Genomic DNA, 23,390 nt, shown 5'->3' on the forward strand with positions numbered 1-23,390 from the left:
TTCTATGTCAACCGTTACGTTACGAGATATTCGCAAGCGATATACCGACGTTGATGTGATCAAAGGAGTTGATCTCGATATCAACGATGGTGAGTTTGTAGTGTTTGTAGGTCCATCTGGATGCGGCAAATCAACCCTGCTCCGGATGATTGCTGGGTTAGAGGAAATTACGTCTGGTGACTTACTGATTGATGGCGATCGCATGAATGATGTGCCGCCCGATAAGCGGGGATTGGCAATGGTGTTTCAAACCTATGCGCTGTATCCACACATGACCGTTGCTGAGAATATGGCATTTAGCCTGCGCTTGGCAGGTGTTCCGAAGGCAAAACGGCATGAACGGGCACAGGACGTTGCTCGAATCTTGCAGTTGGAACCGTTGCTCAATCGCAAACCCAGAGCATTGTCTGGAGGACAGCGGCAGCGGGTGGCGATCGGTCGGGCACTGGTGCGAAATCCAAAGGTATTTTTGTTTGATGAACCCTTGTCAAACCTGGATGCGGCATTACGGGTACAGATGCGAATTGAGTTGGCTAGCCTGCACGACACTTTGAAATCGACCATGATCTACGTAACTCACGATCAGGTAGAAGCAATGACTCTGGCAGACAAAATTGTGGTGTTGCAGGGTGGCGTGATCGAGCAGGTAGGTTCACCCTTAGACCTGTATCACCATCCCCATAACTTGTTTGTGGCTGGATTTATTGGTTCACCCCGCATGAACTTCTTGACGGTAACCGTCACAGATGTCAACAGTTCTGCAACAACGGTCAAACTTCCGGGTGGCGAAACGATTTCTATTCCCGTACAGCCCAGAAACCTAACCCTGGGCGATCGCCCCACGCTTGGTATTCGTCCTGAACACCTGCGGTTCGATCGCACCAATGCCACCATTCACGGAGAAGTCAAAGTGGTTGAGCGGCTGGGAGGAGAAACCTTTGCCTACGTCAACTTGCCCGGTGGCGACACGATGGTCGTGAAAACGAACGGAGATACTCCGGTGCAACTACACGATCAGGTGCCGATTTATCTGAATGGCGATCGCTGTCATTTATTTGACCCTCAGGGAATGACTATTCCTAGAGCCGAATTACGTCCTCTCACTGTTTGAATAAACCGCGTAAATAGAAAAACTGTGTAAGTAAACAATATGAATACTCATCGCACAGCAGTAACAAAGCTGAATGAGCAATCTCTACCCCATTTACCCGATACCGTTCAAATTCCTAAATACGATCGCCATCAGGTCACAAATGGCATTGTTCACATTGGGGTCGGTGGATTCCATCGCGCTCATCAGGCGCTATATCTCGATAACTATCTACATCAAACGAGCGATCGCCACTGGGGAGTTTGTGGGATTGGCTTGCTGGAATATGACAAGAAAATGCGGGATGCGCTTCAGTCTCAGAACTGCTTGTACACATTGGTGGAGCGATCACCAGAGAGCGATCGCGCCCGCGTCATTGGTGCAATTACAAAATACCTGTTTGCTCCGGACGATCGGCAAGCCGTGATTAACGCAATGGTTGATCCAAAATGCCGAATTGTCTCACTCACCATTACCGAAGCAGGATATTACTACATTGAAGGCACGGGCGAACTGGATGTCAATCATCCCACCATTCAGCACGATGTACAGTATCCGAATGAGCCTATTGGGGTGTTTGGTTTTCTGACCGCTGCCCTCAGTCAACGTTTGCAAGCAGGATACAAGCCATTCACCGTATTGTCCTGTGATAACTTGCAGGGAAACGGCAAAATTGCTCAAAAAATGCTGATTTCCTTTGCCCAGTTGCAAGACCCAGAATTAGCTCATTGGGTTGCTGAGAATGTCACCTTTCCAAACAACATGGTCGATCGCATTACACCTGCAACGACTCCTGCCGACGTTGAAATGGTGAGAACTCAGTTTGGCATTGAAGACGGGTTTCCAGTGGTTGCGGAGCCGTTTTTACAGTGGGTAATCGAAGATAATTTTTGTGCCGGAAGACCTGATTGGGAAAGTGTTGGCGTTCAAATGACCGACGATGTTCATCCCTACGAGATGATGAAAATTCGCCTGTTGAATGCCAGTCATCTGCTGATTGGTTGTCTCGGCACATTGGTCGGTTACACCTATGTGCATGACGTAATGGCTGATCCACTGATTCGGCAAGCAGTCGATCGCCTGATGAACGAGGTCACGCCTACCCTGCAGCCAGTTCCTGGCATCGACCTGGATGATTATAAGAAAACTTTGATTGAGCGGTTTGCCAACCCAAAAATTCGTGACCAACTACCGCGTTTGTGTCTCTACAGTTCCGCCAAGATTCCCAAGTTTCTCTTAGGTTCGGTGCGAGATGCATTGAACCAGAATGGAGCAGTTGAATACATGAGTTTGGCGATCGCCGCCTGGTTTCGCTATCTCAAAGGACAGGATGAGCAGGGCAACCCCATTCCCATTGACGATGCAATGGCAGATGTGTTGACCCAGCGGGCTAACACGGGTGGCTCTGATCCTCACTCTTTGTTTGAACTCACTGAAATTTTTGGAGACTTATCCCAGTCGTCTCACTTCGTCAAAACGGTTGCAAAACACTTACAAAATTTTGATCAACTTGGAGTCAAAGAAACCCTCGCTCAACTCATGCAGCATTAACTGTAGTAGTACGTCTAACCTAAATTTGTAGGTTGGGTGAAGCAAAGCGAAACCCAACACAATCTTTACGCTTGTTGGGTTTCGTTCCTCAACCCAACCTACGTCTGCCTGGTAACTCTAAGTCTTCTGACAAAGATCGCTCAACCAAGCAACGCGATGTATCCCAATTTGCTGTAGGCTGTTTGACTATATATCTAGTCAGACTTGCTCTATAGTACTTGGGGCGAGTTGCCATTCTTGTTGTGCTGTGAAGGAGTGCCCCGATGAGTTACCGCATGGATCGCCGTGCCTACGCTGAAACCTATGGACCGACGGTAGGCGATCGCATCCGTCTAGCGGATACCGAGTTAATCATTGAGGTGGAAGAAGATCGCACCACCTATGGTGATGAGGTCAAGTTTGGCGGCGGTAAAGTGATTCGGGATGGCATGGGGCAGTCCCCCATTTCCAATACAGATGGAGCGGTAGATGCGGTCATTACAAATGCGCTAATCCTGGATTGGTGGGGCATTGTCAAAGCAGACATCGGGATTAAAGACGGCAGGATTTTCAAAATTGGTAAAGCTGGAAATCCTTACATCCAAGACAATATCGATATCATCATTGGCCCTGGAACAGAGGCGATCGCCGGAGAAGGGTTAATTCTCACTGCGGGTGGAATCGATTCTCACATTCACATGATTTGTCCCCAGCAAGTTGAGGTGGCGATCGCTTCTGGCGTAACGACCTTGATCGGTGGCGGCACCGGACCCGCCGCAGGCAGCGCGGCCACAACTTGCACACCTGGACCCTGGAACATTTATCGAATGATGCAAGCTGCCGACGCGTTCCCGGTCAACATTGGACTGCTTGGCAAAGGCAACAGTTCTCAGCCCAAGGGATTAACCGAGCAAGTACTCGCTGGCACAATCGGCTTGAAGCTGCATGAAGACTGGGGAACCACTCCCGCGACAATCGACACCTGTCTCAGCGTTGCCGATGAGTATGACATTCAGGTCGCGATCCACACCGATACTTTAAATGAGTCCGGCTTTGTCGAAAATACCGTTGCTGCGTTCAAAAATCGCTGTATCCACACCTACCATACAGAAGGAGCAGGCGGTGGACATGCTCCAGATATCATTAAGGTTTGTGGTGAGTTAAATGTCTTGCCCTCTTCCACCAATCCGACTCGCCCTTATACCCTCAATACCTTAGAGGAACATCTGGACATGCTGATGGTTTGCCACCACCTCGATCGCGGCATTCCAGAAGACGTGGCGTTTGCTGAGTCGCGGATTCGACGAGAAACGATCGCGGCTGAAGACATCTTGCATGATCTAGGTGCTTTTAGCATGATTTCTTCTGACTCGCAGGCAATGGGTCGAATCGGAGAAGTGGTCATCCGCACCTGGCAAACGGCTCACAAAATGAAAGTGCAGCGGGGTGCATTAGCTGAGGATTCCGATCGCAATGATAATTTCCGTGCCAAGCGCTACGTGGCGAAATACACGATCAATCCTGCGATTACTCATGGCATTGCTGAATATGTTGGCTCCGTTGAGGAAGGGAAAATTGCCGATTTGTGTCTGTGGCGACCGGCATTCTTTGGTGTAAAACCAGAGATGGTGATCAAAGGAGGATTGATTGCTTGGGCACAAATGGGCGATGCCAATGCCAGCATTCCTACGCCACAGCCTGTTCACATGCGACCAATGTTTGGTAGTTTTGGTGGGGCGATCGCCACTACATCTTTCACCTTCATTTCTCAAACGGGTTTAGACAACGATATTCCAAAACGCCTGAAGCTACAAAAAGCAACCCTTCCTGTTTCCGGGATTCGCAAACTCACCAAACGCGATATGAAACTGAACGATGCGCTACCGCAGATGGAAGTCGATCCCGAAACTTACGAAGTTCGAGCTGATGGGGAGTTGCTTACCTGTGAACCCGCTACTGTTTTACCAATGGCTCAGCGATATTTTCTGTTTTAGGAAATTGTTTTAGAGTTCTGATACCCTACATCCTAAATATAGAGATTCTCAATTGTGTGGCATATAGCGGCGATACACCTCACTGCTGCTGTATGCCACATTTTGTATTCCGCTCAAGTAATCACTCATAGAGCTTGCACAGTATTTACTGCTATTCCAGAGACGGATTTAGGATTAGATTCTGAAGCATCTCTCACTTCTGTTGCTCTCGCTTAAGCGACTAAACTTCTGAACTGGCGCAAGAATTTAATTTCTTATTGGGAAGAAATCTCAATAATTAGGGGTACAATACTTCATGCTTATGACACGTCCCAGGTAAAAAGCTGGGGAATTAATGCATTTTTATTCCAAAAAAGCAAGGAGAAAACTGTGGGGAAACGGCTAAAAATTTGGACAGGAATTGGTACCTATGCCCTGGCTCATGCAGGGGCGATCGCCTTTACCATTGCAGATCCTGCCAATGCTGAAGTTTCAGAGAGTCTGAGCGAAACACCTGTGCTAATCAGCCAGAGCAATACTTGCGCCGCTGTAGCCGTTGAAGGGGGTGGTGAAGGCGGTGAAGAACCCGCACCAACTGAGCAAGTCCAAGGTGGCGAGGGCGGTGAAGGTGGTGAAGGTGGTGAAGGTGGCGAAGCTGCTGCACCCACTGGACAATCCGAAGGCGGTGAGGGCGGTGAAGGTGGCGAAGCTGCTGCGCCCACTGGACAAACCGAAGGTGGTGAAGGCGGCGAAGCTGCTGCACCCACCGGACAATCCGAAGGCGGTGAAGGTGGTGAAGGCGGTGAAGCCGCTGCGCCTACTGGACAATCCGAAGGCGGTGAGGGTGGCGAAGGCGGTGAAGCCGCTGCGCCCACTGGACAAACCGAAGGTGGTGAAGGCGGCGAAGGCGGTGAAGCTGCTGTGCCTACTGGACAAACCGAAGGCGGTGAGGGTGGCGAAGCTGCTGCGCCCACTGGACAAACCGAAGGCGGGGAGGGCGGCGAAGCTGCTGCACCCACTGGACAAACCGAAGGTGGCGAAGGCGGCGAAGGCGGTGAAGGTGGCGAAGGCAGCAGCGCTACTGGTACACCAACGGGTGTAACAAGGATATTTTTACCGCCTGCAAGACAATTTCGCGATCGCCAAATCATTACAGACTTTGTTGACCAACTGATTATCCCCAACTACCAGCTTTTGACAGAGCGTTCGGGTAACTTAGCCACCGCAATTGATGCATTTGTCAGCAATCCTGATGAGACAACGCTAGAAGCTGCCCGTCAAGCATGGTTGGCGACCCGCGCCCCTTGGGAGCAAAGTGAAGCATTTGCCTTTGGTCCAGCCGCATCCCTGGGACTAGATGCAGAGTTGGATGACTGGCCGCTGAACGAGGCAGATGTGCAAGCTGTTCTCAATAGCTCAGATACACTCACGCCAGAGTACATCGACGGTTTGCAAACTAGTCAGAAGGGCTTCCACGCCATCGGATTTTTGCTATTTGGCACCGAAAGTGATAAGTCTTTGCAGGCATTTACTCCTCGCGAACTGGAGTATTTGGGGGCGATCGCTCCCGTTTTCGACCAGACCGCCAATGATCTGTTGAGCAGTTGGACAGAAGGCGTAGACGGATATCCTGCTTATCGTAGTGAGTTTGTCAACGCGGGTGAAAGCAGCAGCGCTTACCCCACCGTGCAGGCAGCTGGGGAAGAAATTGTTCAAGGCATCATGGGTATTTTGGACGAACTGGGTAACGTCAAAATTGGCGAAGCGCTAGAAGCCCAAAACCCCTTCCTGCTGGAGGGACGCTTTGCCCAAAGCTCTCTGCAAGATTTTCAGAATAATTTGCTCAGTGCCAAAAATGCTTACCTAGGAGAATTTCCCGCAGCGGGTACGGATGGTCGCAGCCTCAGCGATTTTGTTGTAGCAGTTGATCCTAGCCTGGATGCCCAAATTCGTCAGCAGATGGAAACCGCATCAACCGCATTAGCAGAAATTCCTGCACCAATCGAGCAAACCCTGTGCGATCGCAGCGCCCGACCACAAATTGAAGCCGCTCAAACCAGCGTCATCGAACTGTTTGAAACGTTTGAACAGCGTGTTTTACCTCTGGTGCAACAGTGAGAAATAGAGAATAGGGTGTAAACACAAGTCCTTTCAGCCCCCTTAGATCCCCATTCTGAGGTACTTGGAGCCACTTTAAATCCTTTATGGATGCGGTTCAAAAGTCCTTCAGAATGCGGAGTTAGGGGCGAAATGAGAGGTTTGAGGCCAATCACAAGTAATGTGTTTACACGGTAAGAAATGAGAGGAGAGGAAATAGGGAAGCAATGGTAAGACAATCGATTCAGGGGAATAACAGAGAGCCATCTCACCACTTCAAGCAGAGATTCAGTTTCTCTGTACGCCCTATTCTCTTTCCTCACCGCCATCTCATTCTGGGATTCGTGGCTGCGATCGCCGGGATCTTCCTCTCTACGCTGCTCCACCTGCCAGCACAGTCCCAAATATCACCCCCCTTGGCAGGAGGGGAAACAACCATCCAAAATCGCACGTCTCGTGCCTTTGAACAACCTGCTCCCAACCTGGATGCCTATTGGCTTGACCGCCATGCTGTGGGGGATCTGGCATTTGAGGCAGCGTTTGTGACGGCACCTGCCAACGTCAATCCGGGTCTGGGTCCTCTGTTTAACGGCACATCCTGTGCGGGATGCCACATCAAAAATGGGCGAGGAATGCCAGAAAAAGGGCAGCGAGTCGTGCGCCTTAGCCAGCTAACCGTTGAAAAGCCAGCCGAGGATTCTGGCGCTCCCCCTGAATCCGGATCCTTCCATGCCTTGGAAACCGAAGCACCAGGAGAAAATATATTACCCGTCCTGGGAATTGGTACTCAGGTGCAGGAACAAGGCGTGTATGGATATGAACCAGAAGCGGTGGTGCAGTTGGACTGGCAAGAGCAACAGGGAACTTATGGAGATGGCACCGCTTACTCATTGCGATCGCCCCACATACAACTGTCCCTCTGGGATGGCACACCTTTTCCAGAAGGGGTCGCTATTTCCAACCGAATTCCTCAACCTGTCTTTGGGGCAGGGCTATTAGAAGCGGTTCCAGAATCCGAAATTTTAGAGTTGGCAGACCCTGAAGATGGCGATCGCGACAGCATCTCTGGTCGCCCAAATCGAGTGTGGGATGTGGTTCAGCAAGCCGAGGCATTGGGGCGATTTGGCTGGAAAGCAAACACACCCACCTTGCTACAGCAGTCCGCATCTGCCTATGTTAATGACATGGGGGTCACCAATCCCCTGTTTCCAGACACAGATAACACCCAGGATATTAACCAAGACATCCTCGAAGCAGCTGCGGTCTACGTGCAAACAATCGCGGTTCCTGCCCGTACTCTGTTAGACAGTCCACAGGTGCAGCAAGGAGAACGGCTGTTTGCTGCGAACTGCGCTTCCTGCCATGTGGCTGAGCTACACACAGGCGAACACGAAATTCCAGCTTTGGCGAACCAAACCATTCATGCCTACACCGACCTGTTGTTACACGATATGGGAAGCGAGTTAGCAGATGGTCGTCCCGACTTTCTTGCCGACGGAAATGAGTGGCGAACACCACCCTTATGGGGCGTTGGACTGACGCAAACTGTATTACCCTATTCGGGTTATCTACATGATGGTCGTGCCCGCACCCTAGAAGAAGCTATTCTTTGGCACGGGGGCGAAGCCGCTACCGCAAAAGAGTCTTTTCGCACCCTGTCAGCAGAAGACCGTGCTGCCTTGATTCAGTTTTTGCGATCGCTTTAGTCCACTTTCCTAGACTTAGGATAGGAGAAAAAAGGGAAAGGCTTTTCCTTGTCTCTTTTTTCTCCTATCCCGTATGACTCAGCTAAAGGTCACACCTCAACCCACTTTCTCAGTAAATTCGCATGAGTTTTAGAGAGCAAATCAAACTCTCTCGTTTTTCCCTGTTGCTTGAACAATGCCTGCCGTGCCGTATCCAGGTCAAACAAGATTTCTCGCTCCTGCGGGTCACGAATCAAGCTTTGCACCCAACTGACTGCCGCCAAACGTACTCCACTCGTGACCGTTTCAACCCAATGAAGTGTAGAAGATGGATAAACGATCATGGCACCTGCCTCTAGTTTGTAGGGTTGTTCGCCTTGAGTGCTGTCGATTACCAGTTCACCCCCCTGATACTCTTCTGGTGAGTTAAGAAACAGCGTAAAGGAGACATCCGATCGCATTAACTGCTGTTGAGAATTCATTAATGCATCGTCAGTGTGAACCCCATAAGCCATTCCAGTTTGGTAGCGGCTAATCAGCATTGGATGAATCCGCTTTGGACGTACCGCCATTTGAAATAACCGATTGCGCTGCAACGCTGCGCTAATCAGCTTGCGAATATCATCCAGTTCTGGTGCATCTTTGGGAAGTTGAGTGTTGTGCTTGACCAGGCTGGCGTGCCAACCTGCTGTTGTTTTGCCATCGACAAACTCAGCTGCTTCAACCATTGACGTAATTTTGCTTAGTTCATCAGGCGTTAAGACATCGCCAATGCATACAATCATGCAACGTTAGATTAGTTGAGAATACTCCCTCTAGCGTATCTTGATACTGGCGATTTGCTAGCAATCTTTGCTTCGCCCACCTACGCTTAATCCACTGTTTTAACCATGCTTTAAAGCAGGAGTTGGGTTCCGCTCTGCTGCACTCAACCTACATCAGAAGATTTGTCAGTCAATCAGTCGCTTCTGCATTCTGCTTGCCGGACCGCAAAGTTAACCAACCGATCGCCAAAATTACAGCGTTAACGATTAGAAAGCCTATATCCCAAGCCAACTCATGGGGACCTGACTTAACATGATGGATTCCTAAAACTTGATGGTCGAGGATGCCTTCAACTACGTTAAATAGTCCAAAACCCAGCACAAAAGCACCGAGAAAAGTTTGCGTGGAAAAAATTACGTTGCCCTGCCTACCTGCCCGCCAAAGCAAAAAAATTCCTGTCAGTGTAATCAGCCAATCTGCCAGATGAAACAGCCCATCTCCAAGTGTATTTAACTCTAACCCCGAAACGGTTGTATCAGTGGCAACACTGCTAAACATGTGATGCCATTGCAGCAGTTGATGCAACACAATGCCGTCAAAAAATCCTGCTTGCCCAATACCCAGGACTATTCCCGCCAAAATGATGGGGCGATGGGTAAGATTCTTCTCCACTGGACTTCCCTGGTCTACGTTCAACACAAGTTTCAAAGGTGCTTAGTTTCATTCCGACAGGCAAGTTGAATTTGACCAACTCTCCAAAGACGTAGATCTTTGAGATTCTCATAAAGTTGTTACTAATTGCAAACTTCCCTCTTCAGTCAGAGGTCCAGCATTGCTCCAACAACCTACGTTTGGAATCACGATTAAATTGACATCGTCGGTTAGTAGGTTAGGGAAACGGTTTAGATGGAATTTGATGTTGTTGTCATTGGGGCAGGTCACAACGGTTTGATTTGTGCGGCCTACTTACTGAAGGCAGGTTATCGAGTGCTGCTGCTGGAAAAACGAGAGTTTCCTGGCGGCGGAGCAACCACAGAAGAGCTACTGCCAGAAGAGGCTCCTGGTTTTCGGTTTAATCCTTGTGCGATCGACCATATCTTTATCCATCTTGGCCCCGTTGTTCAAGAATTAGAGCTGCATCGATACGGGTTAGAGTATCTGTTCTGCGATCCGGTTGTTTTTTGTCCGCATCCAGACGGCAAATACTTTCTGGCTCACCGCTCAGTTGAAAAAACATGCGCTGAAATTGCACGGTATAGCGCTCGTGATGCTCAGAAGTATGCTGAATTTACTGACTTTTGGCAACGTGTAATTGGGATGTTGACTCCTGTTTTTAATGCACCTCCCAAATCCATTGTTAACATTCTGAGTAACTATGACATCGGCAAGATTAAAGACGTATTCTCGCTGGTTGGTTCACCAAACAAAACGTTGGATTTGGTCCGTACCATGTTCACCAGTCCAATGGATGTAATTGATGAGTACTTTGATTCAGAGTTCCTGAAAGCTCCTCTGGCTCGACTAGCGGCTGAACTCAGCACTCCTCCTTCTCAAAAGAACATGGCTATTGGCTCGATCATGATGTCGTTGCGGCATGACCCTGGCATGGCACGACCTAGAGGTGGAACTGGGGCATTAACAGAGGCGTTGATTCGACTGGTGCAAAGCTTGGGCGGTACGATTTTGACCGACCAGCAGGTTAAGCGAATTCTGGTAGATGATGGTCGAGCCGTAGGGGTGCGGCTTGCCAACGGGCAGGAATACCGGGCAAAGCAAGGTGTTATTTCTAGTCTGGATGCAAAACGTACCTTTTTACATTTAATGGATGAGGCGGATGTCAAAGCTGCTGATGCCCAGTTGGGCGATCGCCTCTCTCGTCGTATTGTCAACCACAATGAAGCCATTCTCAAAATTGACTGTGCTTTATCAGAAGCGCCTCGCTTTGAACATCACAATCACCAGGATGAGTACTTGATTGGATCTGTTTTAATTGCAGATTCAGTTAGTCAGGTAGAAGTTGCTCACACTGATCCAAATGTCGGTAAGATTCCGCTCGAAGATCCTTCGATGTATGTGGTGGTGCCAACCATGCTTGACCCCGCAATGGCTCCTCCCGGTAAACACACGTTGTGGATTGAATATTTCGTGCCCTACGAAATTGCTGGAGCGGCAGGTACGGGAATAAAAGGTACGGGCTGGACAGAAGAGCTAAAGAACCAGGTCGCCGATCGCGTCCTTGACAAGCTAGCAGAATATGCTCCCAATGTTAAGAGCAGTATCATTGCGCGTCACATTGAAAGTCCACCAGACCTAGAAGAAAGGTTGGGAATGCTGAAGGGCAACTACTATCATTTGGATATGACTTTCGATCAAATGATGTTTTTCCGTCCGTTGCCAGAACTGGCTAATTACACAACGCCGATTGCAGGCTTATTTCTGACGGGTGCTGGAACTCATCCGGGCGGCTCTGTTTCGGGAATGCCAGGACGCAACTGTGCTAGGGTATTTTTACAACATCAGCGATCGATAACCAAAACGCTAGCTAATGCTGGAACTTCTCTAAAATTGACGGCAAAATCAGTCTTTAACCTGCCCTAAAAATTTGCTTGAAGCCCTTTTCCTTAGAGACTTTTAAGGTGATAAGAGTAAAGTGTTTCGAGATAGCTTGTGAGCGGGAACACAAGCATACTTAACATAGATAAGCGTAAGACACCACCTTTGGATCTAGATTAAACAAAAAGGTGAACTGTACAGTGTAAGGGTAATCAACATAACGTGTAAACACTCTCTATCCTGTTACTTTACTCGTCTGGATGTTCAAGAGAATGTTTGCAAAGCCGCAAAATATTATGGTTTCCGCTCTTAAGGCTCCCAAAATAGGATATTCTCGCAGCAATCAATTAGATATTGCAAACTATGCACAAGCTGAAAAGTATCTAGACAGTCTATTTAAGCAGAATCCTAATCAAGTTCTATCTCTATCTTCACAGGTAGAGTTTTTTCAAAATACGGTGTCTGAAGCAATACTAAAAGCATTTGCTTCTGTATTGTCAGGAGCAGATAGAAAAACACCAGGTTCGCACCTTGCTCATCGATTTTTACAGAGAATTCTGTATCAGATCAACGTTCAGCTTAGTCGTCTTAACGCTGATCATTCACAGTTTCTTACGCACGAATGCAGCACTTACTTACACAGTTTGCGGAACCAGATTGAAAAGGTTTGGCAACGGTGGGAATTAGCTCAGTTTGAGCTTGATGCATTAAAAAAAGTGAGTGTTGAAAAAACACTAAATGAGCGAATTGCAGCGGATTCAAATTCTATTTCGGCTGAAAATGATCGTTTCTTTCGCACTCAAATGACTCAGGCTGGCTATCAACGCTTGCTGGCGATCGCCTCTATAGACGGATTAGCCGCAGTCAGTCATCTTTGTCGTACTCTAAACGCAACCAGTAAAGATCACTCCATACCAACTGAATTCACAAGGTTATTTCTTCAAGAAAATTACCTTGCCCCTTTAAACCGTCAATATTCTACTTATTTCAACAAGATGCTTGCCGCCCTTGGTATGGATACAGAACCAGAAACCTATTTTGATGTGGTTCCGTGGGAAGTGTTTGCTCTGCACAATCAAGCCTTTCTGCTGACCCGAGAAAAAAATTATCTTCTCCAGTATGTAGGTGGATTGCTCTATCTGGAGGTTGCGGTGCCAGCAGCATTTACTCACTATCAAGTAGCTGCCCAGCGTCTCAGGCTCCCATCGGTTGTAATTAACTATTGGGATTTACATACACGGCTTCATACAGAAGATGGTTACCAAATGTTGGATAAGGTTGTCCTACCTGTGGCAAACCAATGTCCTCAACAGGCTTGGGAACTAGTTTTAGGATATGACCAGCAGCGAGCAATGAGTAGACGAGCGGTGGCAGCGATCGCTTCTTCTGTGAGAGCCGCAGAACGAGCAGAACGGGCGATCGCAAAATCCTCCAGAGCAAAAAATTAGGAGTATTCAATTAACCAGGAGTACCAATATGATTCCCTGTTGCACTTACCTCCTGCCAATTCGCAGGGTAAGCGTATCAATGGCGGAGTTAGCGGACTTTGCTAACTACTTTCAACTGTTAGCTGAGGCAGGTTGTGAAGTATTAGTTGTTGATGGTTCACCTCCCGATGTTTTTGCAGAAAATGAGCGGGTATGGGGTAAGCTATGTCGCCATGTTACGGTTGATCCGCAATACCCTTACCTGAATGGAAAGGTGAATGGAATCCACACTGGGGTTGCGCTGACAGACTGTGAGCGCATCATTGTCGGAGACGACGACATTCGCTACACACCCGAAAATGTAGCTCGAATGGTTGCCTTGCTTGAGCAGTATGAACTGGTGCGTCCCCAAAACTATTTCAAACCGCTACCCTGGTGGGGAAGGCTAGAAGCAGCCCGAATGTTGCTCAATCGAGGCATCTTACCAACCGGCGACTATCCCGGAACCTGTGGTTTCAGACGCAGTACGATGCTGCGAGTGGGTCACTACGACGGAGACGTGTTGTTTGACAACGAGGAAATGGTGCGTCACTTTGCCGTAAAAGGAGCAAGTATCGGTTACGCCACAGACTTCTTTATCCAAAAGCTCCCCCCAACCCTGCAAAAATGGTGGGAACAGCGCCCCCGTCAGGCTTACGAAGATTTTGTCATGCGATTTAAGACGACCCTATTTCTAGCACTCATTCCCGTTGGCATTCTGCTGGCGTGGCTTTGGGGTACAAAAGCAGCGTTGGGGTATGGACTGGGAGTGGCGATCGCCTCTATCCTCATCGCGTTTAAAGGACGCAGCGGAGCCGAGCCATTTTTCCCAATTAACATCTGCTTTTTTGCACCACTTTGGGTAGTAGAGCGATCGCTAAGTGTGTACTGGGCAGTTTACTGGTGGCTGGTTCACAAAGGTTATCCCTTTGGTGATAAGGTAATTGCTAAAGGCACAGGGCGAGACTGGATAGCAGGGGCAAGATAAGAAAAATGCAGGTGAGCGATGCCACCTGCATTTTTCTTGCATGTTATAGGTTGTTATGGTTTCAACAAGACTTTGATACAGTTATCTTTTTTATGTTTGAAGATCTCGTAGCCTTGCTTTGCTTCCTCTAGCGGTAAATGATGAGTAAACACAACGGAAGGATCAATTTCTCCCTTCTGAACGCGATCAACCAGCATGGGAATATACTTTTGTCCAAACATCTGTCCCATACGGAAGGTTAGCCCTTTGTTCATCGCAGCACCCATTGGCATCTTGTCAAGGAAGCCTGCATAAACTCCCATGATCGACAGGGTGCCGCCTTTGGCACAGGACACAATCATTTGCCGCAATACGTGGGGGCGATCGGTTTCCAGTCGCACAGACTGCTTGGCTTTGTCATAGAATCCTTCTAAACCCATGCCGTGAGCTTCCATGCCAACAGCATCAACACAGGCATCAGGGCCGCGACCGCCCGTCATTTCCTTGAGTGCTTCCCCTGCGTCTACTTCTTCGTAATTAATCACTTCGGCTTTGCCGAACTCTTGTGCCATTTTCAGTCGCTCAGGGATGCGATCGATCGCAATCACTCTTTCCGCTCCCAACATGTAAGCGCTACGCATCGTGAATAGGCCTACTGGCCCACATCCCCAAACGGCGACGATATCTCCTGGCTGGATGTTACACAAGTCTGCTCCCATAAAACCTGTCGGGAAGGCATCGGAGATTGGCAACAACTGTTCATCGCTAAGTTCTTTAGGAACGGGAATTGCGCCATGATCAGCAAAGGGAACACGCACATATTCTGCCTGCGCGCCTGCATAACCGCCAAACAAGTGAGAATAGCCAAAAATACCCGCAGTGCCAAAACCAAACAACGGTTCTTGCATCCAGCTATTGGGGTTGGAGTTATCACAGAGTGACCACTTTTGATGCTGGCAATAGCGACACTGACCGCAGCCAATGATCGAAGAGACAACGACGCGATCGCCTATTTTCAGCTTCCTGACTTCTGAACCAATCTCGACTACTTCCCCCATAAACTCATGACCGATGATATCTCCTGCTTGCATGGAGGGAATATAGCCATCGTAAATATGTAAATCAGAACCACAAATGGTAGTGGCTGTCACCTTCAGAATGGCATCACGGGGGTTGAGAATCTTAGGATCAGGAACCGTCTCAACTCGAACATCATTGGCACCATGCCAGCATACTGCTTTCATTAGCTCACAGGAGATAAGTTAGATTTTGATACCTGTCAAGGTAACAAGTGCTGATTGAGGCTATCGTCTTCCTTTGGAAGGAGAGTCCTGCCGTATTGTGGTAAAGTGGGCAACGCTCACTGTTTAGCCAGCATCGTAGGTTGAATTGCGCATTCGCTTCACCCAACCTACATTTTCATCAACCCAAGTAACACAAGTAACTTTCATTTATGCATCGTATTGCTGCAACTCCGGGAGGATGGAATCCTGAAACTGAGGGTGTTGTTTTTATCGAACAAAATCCGGCTCCGCTAGTATTTTTAACAGCGGCTGATACAGAGATTCAAACGTTGGCAAAAGCATTACCCCAGCTTCCGTCCGGCTTTCCAGAGTTGCGAGTCAGCAATCTGCTACAGCTTCAGCAGCAGTTGAGTATCGATACTTATGCTGAGGAGGTGTTAACAGAAGCAAAGGTAATTGTCCTGCGCTTACTTGGAGGAAGAGCTTATTGGTCTTACGGGTTGGAAGTGGTGAAACAAACAGTAGAGGAAACTGGAGCCGCTCTGTTTGTTTTACCGGGAGACGATCGCCCCGACCCTGACCTGATTAGCCACTCCACCGTTCCACTCACTGCCGTCAATCAACTCTGGCGCTACCTGATCGAAGGCGGCATCGAAAACACCATTAATGCCTTCAAATTCATCGCAAACACCAGTTTGGGTCAGCACTACGATCTGCGTCCCGCCCAACCTATTCCGCGTGTAGGTTTGTATGAATGGCGACCCCTTGCGAGTATCTCTCCGAGATCGCCCCAACCCCCAACCCCCAACCCCCAAATCGGCATTCTCTTCTACCGAGCCCACTACCTTTCTGGCAACACTGCCCCGATTGATGCCCTCTGTCAAGCATTAGTCGAACGACAATTAGAACCAGTCCCTGTCTTCGTATCTTCCCTACGCGATCCAGATGTGCAAACCGATTTACTCACTCACTTTCAGCCTAAGGATGGGTGTCCAATTCAGGTGTTGCTCAACGCCACCAGTTTTTCATTGGCTCGACTGGATAGTGAAACGCCCAATGTAGACCTGTGGAAACAGTTAGATGTCCCTGTAATCCAAGTCATCCTCAGTGGCGGAACGGTAGAACAGTGGCGATCGCAGACCAGAGGGCTCTCTCCACGAGATGTGGCGATGAATGTGGCATTACCCGAAGTGGATGGACGTATCATTAGTCGTGCCATTTCCTTTAAGACTGTTCAAGTCCGCAACCCAGCCCTAGAAACTGATGTAGTGGGCTATGAACCCGTAGACGATCGCATTCAATTTGTCGCTGACCTGGCTGCAAACTGGGCACATTTGCGTCAAACACCCGTAAGCGATCGCCGAATTGCACTCATTCTGGCAAACTACCCCACCCGTGACGGTCGCCTCGCGAATGGTGTCGGGTTAGATACTCCCGCAAGCTGCATCAAAATTCTCAAAGCTTTAGAACAAGGAGGTTATTCTATTGAAAACATTCCTACATCAGGCGACGAGCTGATTCAACGACTCACTCAAGGCGTCACTAACGACCCTGAAGGACAAGACCTCCGCCAAGTTCATCAAAGCCTTCCTTTGGAAGACTATCAGCACTATTTCGCCACCCTCCCCCAAGCCGTTCAACAAGGCATCAGCGATCGCTGGCACACGCCCAACCCCCAATTTCCTATCCCCGGACTCCAACTCGGCAACATCTTCATCGGCATTCAACCTGCTCGTGGCTACGACCTTGATCCGACGTTAAACTATCACGCACCCGATTTAGAGCCAACTCATGAGTATTTAGCTTTTTATCACTGGCTGCGATCGCACTTTAAAGCACAAGCGATCGCTCACATCGGTAAACACGGCAACCTGGAGTGGCTCCCTGGTAAAGGAGCTGCACTTTCCGAAACCTGTTATCCCGAAGTTGCCTTAGGTGCATTGCCTCACCTTTATCCATTCATTGTGAATGATCCGGGTGAAGGGGCACAGGCAAAACGTCGCGCCCAAGCAGTGATTCTCGATCACCTCACGCCGCCGATGACCCGCGCCGAATTATATGGCGCTTTGCAACAGCTAGAAGGCTTGATTGATGAATATTATGAAGCGCAGAGCCTTGACCCAACTCGCTTAGCTGTAATTAGCGATCGCATCACCACACTGGTTATTCAGGAAAACCTACATCAAGATTTGGGAGTACAAAATGACAACCTGGAAACGATCGATCAGTCCCAACTAAAAACCTTTATCTCAGAATTTATCACGCGTGCTGATGGCTATCTGTGTGAACTCAAAGAAGCCCAAATTCGTGACGGTCTACACATTTTTGGCAAATGTCCTCAGGGGCGACAACTGCGAGATTTAGTTGTAGCGATCGCTCGTCACCCAGGACAAGGCAGATTAGGGTTGACTCGTGCGATCGCTCAACGCTGGCAGCTCGACTTTGACCCCCTCACCGCCAACCCTGCTGACTCCCTCTCATCTTTAGGAACTGATTTTTGGAACGCGATGTGTTCAAAAAATTCATCCTCTCAATCCCCTACGCATCGCACTGTTGGTGACGCAATCGAACAGCTTGAGCAGCTCGCCGCTAGCCTGGTTGAATCCCTTCTAACTCCTGACGTTGATCGATCTGAAGATGTTTTTGAGCGTGAAATCGAAGACTTCACGCTCAAAAACACTGCTTCGTTAAGCAATATTCCCGACCTCCACTGGATCGTCACTCACCTTCTCCCCAGCCTCCAACAAACCGAACAAGAAATCACTCACTTCCTGCATGGACTAGATGGGCGTTATGTTCCTAGTGGAGCCTCTGGCGCACCCACTCGTGGCCGCCCTGAAGTACTCCCGACCGGACGCAACTTTTACTCCGTAGACATTCGTGCCATTCCCACCGAAAGCGCCTGGGATGTGGGACGCAAAGCGGCTGAAGCACTGATAGAACAGTACACTCAGGAACATGGTGATTACCCCAAAACACTAGCGTTATCAATTTGGGGAACTTCCACGATGCGAACGGGGGGAGATGATCTGGCAGAAGCACTGGCGCTGTTAGGAGTTCAGCCTGTTTGGGATGGGTCAGCCCGCCGAGTCGTAGACTTTGAGGTTTTGCCGTTATCCGTCTTGGATCGTCCCCGTGTGGATGTCACTTTGCGGATCTCAGGTTTCTTCCGCGATGCCTTTCCTAATTTAATCGACCTGTTTGACCAGGCTGTCAAAGCAGTTGCAGCACTCAATGAACCTCCTGAGCAAAATCCACTGGCAGCCCAGGTACAGCAAGAAGTAGAAACCTGGCAGACAGCCGGATTGACCCAGGAGCAAGCAGAACGGCGATCGCACTATCGCATCTTCGGCTCAAAACCGGGTGCTTACGGAGCCGGACTACAGGGACTGATCGAATCGCAAAACTGGACAGACGACCAGGATCTCGCCTGTGCCTATATTAACTGGAGCAGCTACGCCTACACCGGACAGGGAGAAGCCCGAACCGATCCAGAAGCCTTCAAACAGCGGCTACAACAGCTTCAGGTCGTGTTGCACAATCAGGATAACCGCGAACATGATTTACTCGACTCTGATGATTATTACCAGTTTCAGGGTGGTTTGACTGCTGCGGTGCGATCGCTCACTGGCGCAAATCCCACTACTTATTTTGGCGATCACTCCCTGCCCGAAAATCCGAAAATTCGTAAACTTCAGCAGGAAATTGCCAAAGTTTACCGTTCTCGTGTGGTGAATCCTAAATGGATTGCGGGTGTGATGCGTCACGGTTACAAAGGTGCTTTTGAGATGGCTGCAACGGTGGACTACCTGTTTGCCTATGATGCAACCACTCACTGCGTTGAAGACCACATGTATCAGGGTGTTGCTCAGGCTTACTTGTTTGACCCTGAAGTTCAACAGTTCGTTCAGCAAAAGAACCCTTGGGCTTTACGCGATATGGCAGAACGACTGCTAGAAGCGAATCAGCGAGGACTATGGCAGAACGTTTCAGATAAAACGCTGGATGAACTGAAGGCGATCGCCCTTCAAGCTGAAGCAGTAATTGAAAGCAATACGGATAACCAGTTTCGTTAATTCCTCAAAAGTTTAGAGCGTTGCAGTAGCAATTTCAGCAAGATCTGCACAGGCGGAGCAATTCTGGTTAAGCATTGGTGAGGGGCGAGCGCTACACTCATCACATTCCCACCTGGAGAACATTTGGTATTGCTGATCTGATGCATGAATTTCGTAAGGGCGTTTCGCGAAACGCCCTTACAAGAGAATGGATACCTGTGAATCATCTTTAGCAACGCCAACAATTTACCCCAACATTTAGGTTTTCTCTGTGGGGATGATTCATCATGTCAAGAAGGAGTATTCAATGACAACAGTTGAAACCAATGAGAGCTTACTCAAACCTGATGCAACGCAAAAGAAAAAATCTTTCAAACTAAGCCTTCAACAAAAGAATTGGATTTTATCCTTTCACATTGGCTTTGCGGCACTGTGGACGGGCGCAGTTCTCAGTATGTTTCTAATTTCGCTAAGAAACCAGAACACTGTGAACTCAGACATTCTCTTTGCACTAAACTCGGCAATTAACCTTCTCGATGATGTGATTGTGATTCCTGCGGCAATTGGTTCAGTGGTGACCGCGACCCTCCTTTGCTGGCAAACTAACTATGGCTTTTTCAAATTCTACTGGGTAATCACCAAGTGGATTTTGACGACTGGTTTGATGATTTTTGGCACTTTTTGGCTATTCCCCTGGGGCAATAAGGCTGAAGAAATCGCACTCTTAGAGGGATTGAATGCATTTCAGAATTCTGTTTACGTGTTTGATGCAAAAGGAGTTTTAGTTGGATCAGCAATTCAAATCTCATTTCTGTTCGTGATCATTGCAATCTCTACAGTGAAGCCTTGGGGAAGACGAATTGCTAAATCTAAAGAAACACAAGAGTAATACTATCAAATCCGTTTAATTTGCCCTCTGACTTGCTGAGCAATCTCGTCTAATGCAGCGATCGCATCCACCGATTCTAATCGATTGCGATCGCCTTCCTCTTTTTTCTTCCCGTAGAGGAAGGAAAACCATTTATACTCAAATTCTTCCCTCAACTAGCAAGAAGGGTAGAGATTGATTATGCTTTCGGTTGCCGTCTTCGTTTTTGTCGGTTGGATTATATCGGTTTGCCTGCACGAATTCGGTCATGCCCTTGTAGCCTATTGGGGCGGCGATATCTCAGTCAAAGATAAGGGATATTTGACCCTCAACCCGCTGAAATATACTCATCTCTCCTACAGTTTGGTCTTACCCCTCGTATTCTTGCTGATCGGTGGCATTCCCTTACCCGGAGCAGCAATCTACATTGATGTGAAGCGATTGCGGAGCCGTGCCTGGGAAAGTGCCGTTTCCTTCGCAGGTCCGGCTGCCAGTGTCCTGGTCACCTTACTGCTAGCCCTTCCATTTTTTCTAGGACTCGCTCCCGCTGTGCCCAACCACTGGATCTGGGAGGCACTGGCATTTCTGATTCTCCTTCAGGTGGCGGGGGTATTTCTCAACCTGCTGCCTATCCCACCCCTAGATGGATATGGCATTATCGAACCCTGGCTCCCTGCTAATGTGCGATCGCAGATCAATGGTTGGAGCCGCTATGGAATCTTTGTCGTCTTTGGTTTATTGTGGTTTAGCCCAGAGGCAAATCGGGCATTTTGGCAGACCGTCGAAACCGTTAGCACTTTCTTAGGTGTACCAATGGAGCTGGCTTGGACGGGCTATGACCTATTCAACCAATGGGCAGCAGCCATGCTGGTCAGCTTAATTGTGATTGGGGTAGTGGTGCAACGAGTGATACCAAAACCCCTCCAGCACTGGCAAGAACAGGGCTATCAACGCTTGGAGCAGCAGCACTATGAAGCGGCGATCGCCGCTTTTGACCAAGCGATTCGCAAATCTCCCACCTCTGCTGAAGCCTGGTATCACCGGGGCAATGCTTTAAGGGGGCTACAACGTTATGAAGAGGCGATCGATGCCTACGACCACACAATTCAACACCAGCCAAACTACCAGGTCTGGTACATGAAGGGAAACACATTAGCGGATCTGGGGCAGTATGAGGAAGCGATCGATGCCTATGATCACGCGATTCAACATCAACCTGATTCGCTCAATTTGGGGTCACTGCGCGGACAACTGTTGACCCAACTCCAGCGGCATGAGGAAGCACTCACCACTTACGATCGCCTGCTGCAATTCCACTCTGATCACCCTCACACCTGGATTCGAAGGGGAAATGTTTTGCGTCACTTAGAGCGGTATGAAGAAGCGATCGCTGCCTATGATCGGGCGATCGCCCTTCATCCCAATGAATACCTCCCCTGGCTCAATCGCGGCTTGGCTTTAGGGCAACTCCAGCGCTACGAAGAGGAGTTAACTGCTTATCAAACCGCAAAGGAACTGGCTCCTGACGAGGCGGCAATTGGGTATGCCCTCAGCCAGGTCTTGTTTGACTTGAGCCGCTATGAAGAGGCGATCGCCACCATTGACAAGACAATCTATTCGAATCCTGACCTTTATCAGTCCTGGTATTTGCGAGGACTCATTTTATTCCATCTGATGCAACCCGAACGGGCGTTAGCTGCTCTTGATCAAGCCATTCAAATTCAGAGCAATGACGCTGATCTGTGGATCGAGCGGAGCAAAGTTTTACACGCTTTGGAACAACATGAGGAGGCGATCGCCAGCTACAATCATGCGCTTCACCTTTCCTCAAAGATAGAGATTGACTAACTCCACTGAGAGAAGATTTAATTCTGCAATGCGACTTTGACGGAATGAGTTCTTACAAAAATAGGAACTCCTGCTGTTCAGCTACACCACCGTTCTGCAATATGAGTATAGATTTCAGCTGCTTCCTCAATTTTTGAAACGTAGCAAAACTCATTGGTTTTATGAGCCATTGTAGGTTCTCCAGGGCCCAAGATCACAGTGGGTGGATGACCAAACGCAGGGGTGAATACAGACGCATCCGTAAAGTAAGAAGCTCCTTTAGCAACTGGGGCAGTATCCAGATAGGGTTTAGTAATCTCAAAGATGGTTTGTATCCAGTCGTGAGAGGGTTCTGTTGCAACACTTTGAGCTTGATTAAGGCAAGTAATTTCAACCTCTTCACCTAAAAGCATTTGGAGTTGCTGTTGAATAGCTTGGTGATCCTGTCCTGGAATGGTGCGAATATCGACTCCAATCGTGGTCTCATCGGGAACTGAGTTAATGTTTTGCCCACCAGTAATGGTTCCGACGTTTAAAGTTGGTTTTCCTAAGAAGGGATGAGGCTCAATGCCAAATTCAAAGGACTGTAGTTTGAGAATCACCTGAGCCGCCTTGTAAATGGCGTTGTCTCCCAGTTCTGGCATGGAAGCGTGAGCCGTAATTCCTTTAGTGCGAATGGCAAAGCGAACGGCTCCTTTATGTCCAATCCAGGGGTAGTTGGTGCTGGGTTCACCCACAATCACGGTGCCTGCTTCACCCAGGACATTTCCTAGCCCTGCCAGGTGATACGCGCCTTCGCAACAAGTTTCTTCCCCTGCCGTCAAAATTAATTTCATTCCTGCTTTTCTGCCGGGCTGCTGGGCAAAACGGGAAGCGGCAATGACCATAGCAGCAATGCCAGCCTTCATATCTGAAGATCCTCTGCCGTAGAGTTTGTTTGCTTCGGTTTCACCTGCAAAGGGATCTTTTTCCCATGTGGTTGCTCCGAGCGGCACAGTGTCGATGTGTCCGGTAAAGCAAATGGGTAATTGCTCTTTTTCCCCGTTGAGGTGAGCGACAACAGTGGTGCGATCGCGCGCAAATTCATAACAGCAGGTTTGAAAACCGATGTCTTCCAGCACCTTAGCCAGATATTTGGCGCAATCTCGCTCCTGTCCAGGTGGATTGGTGGTATTAAAGGACAGCAGTTGGCGGGTGAGGGTGAGAGACGTTAGGTTGGTCATTAATTTTGATAAAGTCCGTATAGGGTTCAATCCCGTCTGCATAGCCA

At 48.8% G+C, this 23,390-nt stretch carries 16 protein-coding genes; 11 read left to right on the forward strand and 5 right to left on the reverse strand.

The genetic code is table 11. The features are described from left to right. Positions 1-4: 4 nt before the first annotated feature. From ugpC to H6G00_RS19950, 5 genes are all read left to right on the forward strand, one after another. Positions 5-1,111 (forward strand): sn-glycerol-3-phosphate ABC transporter ATP-binding protein UgpC, encoded by a 1,107-nt coding sequence (ugpC, locus tag H6G00_RS19930; RefSeq protein ID WP_190798078.1) that lies wholly within the window; start codon positions 5-7, stop codon positions 1,109-1,111. 39 nt (positions 1,112-1,150) lie between these two features. Then, entirely contained in the window at positions 1,151-2,641 is a 1,491-nt protein-coding gene (locus H6G00_RS19935) for a mannitol dehydrogenase family protein (RefSeq protein WP_190798079.1), read from the forward strand. Between the two features lie 263 nt (positions 2,642-2,904). After that, positions 2,905-4,614, forward strand: coding sequence for an urease subunit alpha (gene ureC, locus H6G00_RS19940; RefSeq protein WP_190798080.1), 1,710 nt, complete (start codon positions 2,905-2,907; stop codon positions 4,612-4,614). A gap of 369 nt (positions 4,615-4,983) precedes the next feature. Continuing rightward, positions 4,984-6,711 carry an imelysin family protein gene (locus H6G00_RS36740; protein WP_347278206.1) on the forward strand — a complete coding sequence of 576 codons (1,728 nt, stop codon included), beginning with the start codon at positions 4,984-4,986 and terminating at the stop codon, positions 6,709-6,711. 206 nt (positions 6,712-6,917) lie between these two features. Further along, positions 6,918-8,396, forward strand: a complete 1,479-nt coding sequence (locus tag H6G00_RS19950) for a di-heme oxidoredictase family protein (RefSeq protein ID WP_190798081.1) — start codon at positions 6,918-6,920, stop codon at positions 8,394-8,396. Positions 8,397-8,485: 89 nt separating this feature from the next. On the opposite strand, the gene H6G00_RS19955 is transcribed toward H6G00_RS19950, so the two are convergent. Both H6G00_RS19955 and H6G00_RS19960 read right to left on the reverse strand, forming a co-directional pair. Next, entirely contained in the window at positions 8,486-9,160 is a 675-nt protein-coding gene (locus tag H6G00_RS19955; protein WP_190644488.1) for a Fe2+-dependent dioxygenase, read from the reverse strand. A gap of 169 nt (positions 9,161-9,329) precedes the next feature. Continuing rightward, a complete protein-coding gene (locus H6G00_RS19960; RefSeq protein WP_190798082.1) occupies positions 9,330-9,812 on the reverse strand; it encodes a DUF2243 domain-containing protein in 483 nt (160 codons plus the stop codon). Positions 9,813-10,046: 234 nt separating this feature from the next. Here H6G00_RS19960 and crtO point away from each other — a divergent pair, with 234 nt between their 5' ends. From crtO to H6G00_RS19975, 3 genes are all read left to right on the forward strand, one after another. Then, the gene (crtO, locus tag H6G00_RS19965) at positions 10,047-11,738 is read left to right on the forward strand and encodes a beta-carotene ketolase CrtO (RefSeq protein ID WP_190798083.1); all 1,692 of its coding nucleotides are present in this window, start codon (positions 10,047-10,049) and stop codon (positions 11,736-11,738) included. Between the two features lie 251 nt (positions 11,739-11,989). After that, positions 11,990-13,141 carry an iron-containing redox enzyme family protein gene (locus tag H6G00_RS19970; RefSeq protein ID WP_190798084.1) on the forward strand — a complete coding sequence of 384 codons (1,152 nt, stop codon included), beginning with the start codon at positions 11,990-11,992 and terminating at the stop codon, positions 13,139-13,141. Between the two features lie 79 nt (positions 13,142-13,220). After that, positions 13,221-14,147: a glycosyltransferase family 2 protein gene (locus H6G00_RS19975; protein ID WP_190798085.1), complete on the forward strand. Its 927-nt coding sequence runs from the start codon at positions 13,221-13,223 to the stop codon at positions 14,145-14,147. Between the two features lie 53 nt (positions 14,148-14,200). Here H6G00_RS19975 and H6G00_RS19980 read toward each other — a convergent pair whose 3' ends face one another. Further along, positions 14,201-15,370 (reverse strand): zinc-dependent alcohol dehydrogenase, encoded by a 1,170-nt coding sequence (locus tag H6G00_RS19980; protein WP_190644483.1) that lies wholly within the window; start codon positions 15,368-15,370, stop codon positions 14,201-14,203. Positions 15,371-15,579: 209 nt separating this feature from the next. Here H6G00_RS19980 and cobN point away from each other — a divergent pair, with 209 nt between their 5' ends. Together cobN and H6G00_RS19990 are read left to right on the forward strand one after the other, a co-directional pair. Beyond that, on the forward strand, positions 15,580-19,446 hold the full coding sequence (gene cobN / locus H6G00_RS19985) for a cobaltochelatase subunit CobN (protein ID WP_190798086.1): 3,867 nt from the start codon (positions 15,580-15,582) through the stop codon (positions 19,444-19,446). A gap of 286 nt (positions 19,447-19,732) precedes the next feature. Continuing rightward, positions 19,733-20,314: a hypothetical protein gene (locus tag H6G00_RS19990; RefSeq protein ID WP_242042392.1), complete on the forward strand. Its 582-nt coding sequence runs from the start codon at positions 19,733-19,735 to the stop codon at positions 20,312-20,314. A 5-nt stretch (positions 20,315-20,319) separates the two neighbouring features. Here H6G00_RS19990 and H6G00_RS19995 read toward each other — a convergent pair whose 3' ends face one another. Then, a complete protein-coding gene (locus H6G00_RS19995; RefSeq protein ID WP_190798087.1) occupies positions 20,320-20,469 on the reverse strand; it encodes a hypothetical protein in 150 nt (49 codons plus the stop codon). 25 nt (positions 20,470-20,494) lie between these two features. Between H6G00_RS19995 and H6G00_RS20000 the strand changes: the two genes are divergently transcribed. Next, a complete protein-coding gene (locus H6G00_RS20000) occupies positions 20,495-22,141 on the forward strand; it encodes a tetratricopeptide repeat protein (RefSeq protein ID WP_190798088.1) in 1,647 nt (548 codons plus the stop codon). 77 nt (positions 22,142-22,218) lie between these two features. On the opposite strand, the gene H6G00_RS20005 is transcribed toward H6G00_RS20000, so the two are convergent. Continuing rightward, positions 22,219-23,343, reverse strand: coding sequence for a M20 family metallopeptidase (locus H6G00_RS20005; RefSeq protein ID WP_190798089.1), 1,125 nt, complete (start codon positions 23,341-23,343; stop codon positions 22,219-22,221). Positions 23,344-23,390 lie beyond the last annotated feature (47 nt).

The organism is Leptolyngbya sp. FACHB-541, from assembly GCF_014695875.1.
GTDB lineage: Bacteria > Cyanobacteriota > Cyanobacteriia > Elainellales > Elainellaceae > JAAUTN01.

Excerpts from the sequence above, each read along its gene's own strand:
- H6G00_RS19975 (WP_190798085.1), top strand. The coding sequence starts at position 13,221 with ATGGCGGAGTTAGCGGACTTTGCTAACTACTTTCAACTGTTAGCTGAG.
- crtO (WP_190798083.1), top strand. The coding sequence starts at position 10,047 with ATGGAATTTGATGTTGTTGTCATTGGGGCAGGTCACAACGGTTTGATT.
- H6G00_RS19980 (WP_190644483.1), bottom strand. The coding sequence starts at position 15,370 with ATGAAAGCAGTATGCTGGCATGGTGCCAATGATGTTCGAGTTGAGACG.
- H6G00_RS20005 (WP_190798089.1), bottom strand. The coding sequence starts at position 23,343 with ATGACCAACCTAACGTCTCTCACCCTCACCCGCCAACTGCTGTCCTTT.
- H6G00_RS19970 (WP_190798084.1), top strand. The coding sequence starts at position 11,990 with ATGGTTTCCGCTCTTAAGGCTCCCAAAATAGGATATTCTCGCAGCAAT.
- ugpC (WP_190798078.1), top strand. The coding sequence starts at position 5 with ATGTCAACCGTTACGTTACGAGATATTCGCAAGCGATATACCGACGTT.
- cobN (WP_190798086.1), top strand. The coding sequence starts at position 15,580 with ATGCATCGTATTGCTGCAACTCCGGGAGGATGGAATCCTGAAACTGAG.
- H6G00_RS19950 (WP_190798081.1), top strand. The coding sequence starts at position 6,918 with ATGGTAAGACAATCGATTCAGGGGAATAACAGAGAGCCATCTCACCAC.
- H6G00_RS19990 (WP_242042392.1), top strand. The coding sequence starts at position 19,733 with ATGACAACAGTTGAAACCAATGAGAGCTTACTCAAACCTGATGCAACG.
- H6G00_RS19935 (WP_190798079.1), top strand. The coding sequence starts at position 1,151 with ATGAATACTCATCGCACAGCAGTAACAAAGCTGAATGAGCAATCTCTA.
- H6G00_RS20000 (WP_190798088.1), top strand. The coding sequence starts at position 20,495 with ATGCTTTCGGTTGCCGTCTTCGTTTTTGTCGGTTGGATTATATCGGTT.
- H6G00_RS19955 (WP_190644488.1), bottom strand. The coding sequence starts at position 9,160 with ATGATTGTATGCATTGGCGATGTCTTAACGCCTGATGAACTAAGCAAA.
- ureC (WP_190798080.1), top strand. The coding sequence starts at position 2,905 with ATGAGTTACCGCATGGATCGCCGTGCCTACGCTGAAACCTATGGACCG.